General features: G+C 69.4%; 4 protein-coding genes. 1 reads left to right on the top strand and 3 read right to left on the bottom strand.

Annotation, left to right across the window (positions count from 1 at the left end; translation table 11 throughout):
• The 3 genes from M3461_21080 to hemC form a co-directional block, all read right to left on the bottom strand.
• The coding region (locus M3461_21080) for a hypothetical protein (GenBank protein MDQ3776666.1) at window positions 1-625 on the bottom strand (625 nt) is incomplete at its 3' end.
• Between the two features lie 7 nt (window positions 626-632).
• Entirely contained in the window at window positions 633-1,436 is an 804-nt protein-coding gene (locus M3461_21075; protein ID MDQ3776665.1) for a uroporphyrinogen-III synthase, read from the bottom strand.
• Complete coding sequence (hemC, locus tag M3461_21070) at window positions 1,426-2,376, bottom strand: hydroxymethylbilane synthase (GenBank protein ID MDQ3776664.1); 951 nt, start codon at window positions 2,374-2,376, stop codon at window positions 1,426-1,428. Before hemC ends, M3461_21075 begins: the two co-directional genes overlap by 11 nt.
• 377 nt (window positions 2,377-2,753) lie before the next feature.
• Here hemC and M3461_21065 point away from each other — a divergent pair.
• Window positions 2,754-3,933, top strand: a 1,180-nt coding sequence (locus M3461_21065) for a hydantoinase/oxoprolinase family protein (protein MDQ3776663.1), incomplete at its 3' end; no start/stop codon positions are given.

The following is a 3,933-nucleotide window of genomic DNA, read 5'->3' as shown; positions in this document are numbered from 1 at the left end:
TGAGGTTCAAGAGGCGCTGATCGGCCGCCTCCATGGCCCGGATGGCGGTCGGGACATCGCGTTCGAAGCTCAGGCGTTGCTGGGCGATCCCGAGGAGGTAGGCGACCTCGGCGAAGATCAGGTCTTCGTTGTCCTGTGAAGCCAACAAGGCCAGCTTCTCGATGGACTTGCCGTGGGCCTCCTGGAGGCGCTGCTGCTCCTCCACCGCGCCCTGCAAGCGGGCGAGCTGCTCGGCATCGGTCTTGGTGTGCGCATCCATTTCTTGACGGAGGCCGTCCAGTTGCGACCCGATCTCGGCAATGCGGTTCTGGGTCCCGGCGCTCGTCGGCGAGTAGCCGAAAAGCCACCACCCGAAGGCCGCGACCAAGGCCAGGACGAAGAGTGCCGGCAACACCCACGCCAGCCATTGGGGACCCGCGGATGGCGTCTGGCTCGCCCCGGCCGGGGCGGCCGTGATACCGCCCAGAGGCTCCGGAGACGCCCCGATGGAAACCGCGGCAGGTCCCGGGGGTTCACCGCGCTCCACACGCTGCGGGGGCCCATGGGCGTCTGCCGACGGGGGTCGCGGCGGCGGTTCGGCCGGCTCGCCTGGTGGTTTGGCGCTCGTCAGGTATTCGTCGTTCATGGGTCCTCTACCCCGGCGGCTCTTGCCGGGTGCGCCACGCCGTCAATGCCGAGAAGAGGCCGGCGTCACCGGCCTCGGTGGCCACGAGCGGCGGGCGCCGTAAGCCGAGCTGCCGGGCGCGGGCAGCGAGCCTTTCGCTCAGGACCACGAGCGTCACATCAAGCAGGCGCTCGCGCCCGATCCCGGCGCCCATCGACAGGAGATGCTCCAGGGCCGCGGCGCTGGTCACGATCACGGCGTCTATTTCACCCCGATCCCAGAGGCCAAGCAAGGGCTCGGGATCGACCTCCGTCACGGCGCGCTCGTAGACCTCGGCATAGTCCACGAGCGCCCCGCGGCGGCGCAGGCCCTCGGCCAGAAGCTCCCGACCGTCGGTCCCGCGAAAGATGAGGACTCTTTTCCCGGCGATCCGGTCTGCCCCGAGCGTATCGAGTCGCAGCACGCCTTCACTGCTCGCTTCGCCGGGGACAGCGACGCGCGTGATGCCCCGCTCTTCCAGGCGCCGGGCAGTCGCCCTGCCCACGGCGATCACCTCGATCGCCCCGAGCGTCCCGCCGTGCGTGTCGATCAACCCCAGGCCGTGCTCCACCGCATTGGCGCTCACGAACACCGCGATATCGTAACGGGCGAGGTCGCGGATCCAGGGTCGCGCCCGGCTCGGATCGTCCAAGGGTTTGATATCGAGCAGGGGAAACAGGAACGCACGGCCCCCCGCCGCTTCGATGAGCCGTTGAAGCGCCTGGGCCTGGTGGGCGGGTCGGGTCACCAGGACCCCGAGCCCGTGCAGAGGACCTGCGGTACTAGCCCGCATCGCAGACGACCATGCCGAGGGCGGCGAGGAGCGTCGCGGCACCCCTCCCGATCAGCGCTTCGGCCAGGGCGATGCCGAGTAACTGGGCTTCTGTCCTCGGGCCGCGCACGCTGCCTCGGATCAGCTCGCGGCCATCCGGTCGGGCCACCAGCCCGCGAAGGTATAGCTCCGTACCGTGCAACTCCGCATGGCCCGCGATGGGCACGTGGCAATCCCCGCCGAGGCGGCGGTTGAAGGACCGCTCCGCATCGGTGCAGGCATGGGTATCGGGGTCGTCGAGGGGTTTGACAAGGTCGAGCACGTACTCGTCTCCGGTGCGGCACTGGACCGCGAGCGCGCCCTGGCCTATGGCGGGCAACATGATCTCGGGGTTCATAACCGCGGTGATGCGGGCCGCGAGATCGAGACGCTTGAGTCCGGCGACGGCCAGGAGGATGGCGTCGAAGTCGCCGCGCTCGAGGCGCTCGAGGCGGGTGCCGACGTTGCCGCGCACCTCCAGGACCTCGAGATCGGGACGGCGGGCACAGAGCTGGGCGCGCCGGCGCAGGCTGGAGGTGCCCACGCGGGCCCCGTGCGGCAGGGCGTCGAGGCTCGCATAGCGCTTCGAGACCAAGGCATCGTGCGGGTCTTCACGCGCCAGGACGGCCGCTACGCAAAGCCCCGCCGGCATCTCGACAGTGACGTCTTTCAAGGAGTGCACCGCGAGATCCGCACGGCCCTCGACGAGGCAATGTTCCAGCTCCTTGACGAACAGCCCCTTGCCCCCGAGGCGCGCGAGCGGGGTATCCGGCCGCCGATCCGCCTCGGTCCACACCGGCATCAGCTCGACGCCGAGCCCGGCGTGGCGGCGCAAGAGCTCGCCCCGGACGATCTCGGCCTGCCGCAGGGCGAGCGGGCTTCTACGCGTGACGATGCGCAGGGGTGTCGGAGAAGGGGGCATAGGAGACGGGCCGGCGCTGGGATCCCCTATGCTAATAAACGGGGGCTGCGCCCGCAATCACCCGACAGGTCACCCACTGCGACGATAGCGGGTTCCGTACTGGTTTGGTACCAATTGTTTTGATAGAGCTACTTCATCCTTCCAGCCCTTGATCGGCGTGGTAGAGACAGGCAGCAGTCGATGCCCATCCTGGGCCTCGCTCGGGCGTTTCCTGGCAGAGCGGCTGGTGGGAGTTCTTATTCTTATTCTGGATACTGGACAGGTGTAGGCGCGACCTCTCTGATGACCTTCGGATATTTGCGATCCTGTTCGTCCAGGGCCTGATCGAACCAGAAGCGCGCAACGCCAGAGAATCGACCGGGTGGTTGACATAGGTGATGACCAAGGCAGATCGCACGCGGCCGGGGAAACGCGCCTTTGTGGTCGGCGTGGATACCGGGGGGACCTTCACCGATTTCGTGGCCTATGATGGGCACGGCTTTCGGGTTCATAAGGTCCTCTCGACCCCCGAGGCGCCGGAGCACGCCATCCTGGCGGGGATCGAGGCGTTGGGGCTGTCGGAAGTGGGCTTCTGCATCATCCACGGGACCACCGTAGCCACGAACGCCGTCTTGGAGGGCAAGGGCGCGAGGACCTGCCTCGTGACCAACCGTGGGTTCCGCGATCTCCTGACGATCGGGCGCCAGGCCAGGCGCGATCTCTATGATCTCTGCCCCAGCCCGTGCGCACCGCCCGTGCCGCGGGAGTTGTGCCTGGAGGCGGGAGGGCGGATCGGCGCCGATGGGGGCGTCCTCGATCCCGTCACCGAAGAGGATTTGGCGGCGCTCGCGGCCACGGTGCGTGCGCTTGGGGCCGAGGCGGTGGCCATCGACTGCCTGTTCTCTTATCTCGATGCCAGTCAGGAACGCACGATCGAGGCCGCCCTGCCCGCGGGGGTGTTCGTGTCCCGCTCCTCCGAGGTGCTGCCGGAGCGCCGGGAGTACGAGCGGGGGATCGCCACCTGGCTCAACGCCTACACCGGACCGAAGATCCACGGCTACCTGGAACGGCTCGCGGGCGCGCTGCCGGCCACGCGTATCGCGGTCATGCAGAGCGCCGGGGAGACGCTCTCGGGCGCTAGCGCGTCGCGGCGGGCGGTGCACCTCCTGCTCTCCGGCCCGGCGGGCGGGGTCATGGGGGCTCGTGCGGTGGCCCGAGGCGCCGGCCACGAGCGCTTCCTCACGCTCGACATGGGCGGGACCTCCACGGATGTCGCGCTGGTCGATGGGGAGGTGGTGCTGACCTCCGAGGGGCGTCTGGGGCCCTATCCGGTGGCGGTCCCGATGGTAGACATCCACAGCATCGGGGCGGGGGGCGGATCGATCGCCTACGCCGATGCCGGCGGCCTCCTGCGGGTCGGGCCGGCCTCGGCCGGGGCGGACCCCGGCCCGGCGTGCTACGGTCGCGGCGGGGGCGAGCCGACCGTGACCGACGCGAACCTGGTGCTCGGCCGCTTGCCGGCGGACAGCAGGCTCGCGGGTTCGGTCACTTTGGACGTCGCGGCGGCGCGCGCCGCCG

The sequence above is a fragment of the Pseudomonadota bacterium genome, assembly GCA_030860485.1.
In the GTDB taxonomy this organism is placed as follows: domain Bacteria; phylum Pseudomonadota; class Gammaproteobacteria; order JACCXJ01; family JACCXJ01; genus JACCXJ01.
This window is presented reverse-complemented; position numbering and strand designations above follow the sequence as displayed.